1 protein-coding gene is annotated in these 442 nt (G+C 48.0%); it reads left to right on the top strand.

The genetic code is table 11. The features are described from left to right. The coding region (locus tag FS818_RS29035) for a hypothetical protein (protein ID WP_186375619.1) at positions 1 to 442 on the top strand (442 nt) is incomplete at both ends.

Here is a 442-nt window from a genome sequence, read left to right as displayed (position 1 = left end):
TTTCTATCACAGGTACAGAAACTGCAGTAGAAGTAGCGGCGAAAATAGCCGCAGCATTTGGGACATCCATATCGGGGTGGAGTGCAACCGCCGATGGATCCAAAGTACAATTTACATCGCAGCAACCGGGCACGAATAACGAGCATGTTCGGATATATGCATTGGAGGCATCAGGAGTTGGTGCACCTTCAGGCACAACTACAGTTGCCGGAAATCCAGCGACTAATACATCTCAGGTAGTAACATTAAGTTTACCTGGTTCCGAAAGTAGTGAGGGGCCGATAGGTGTTAAATTTATGGATGGAACATCCGAATGGGTAGTCCATGTGAATATGATGGGGAGTCCGGAAACGGGAAGTCAGCTTGCGAACAAGATCGCAACAGCATTTGGGACAACCATTCCGGATTGGACTGTATCTGCCGATGGGACGAAAGTGATCTT

Source organism: Paenibacillus xylanexedens (assembly GCF_007680605.1).
In the GTDB taxonomy this organism is placed as follows: domain Bacteria; phylum Bacillota; class Bacilli; order Paenibacillales; family Paenibacillaceae; genus Paenibacillus; species Paenibacillus xylanexedens_B.
This window is presented reverse-complemented; position numbering and strand designations above follow the sequence as displayed.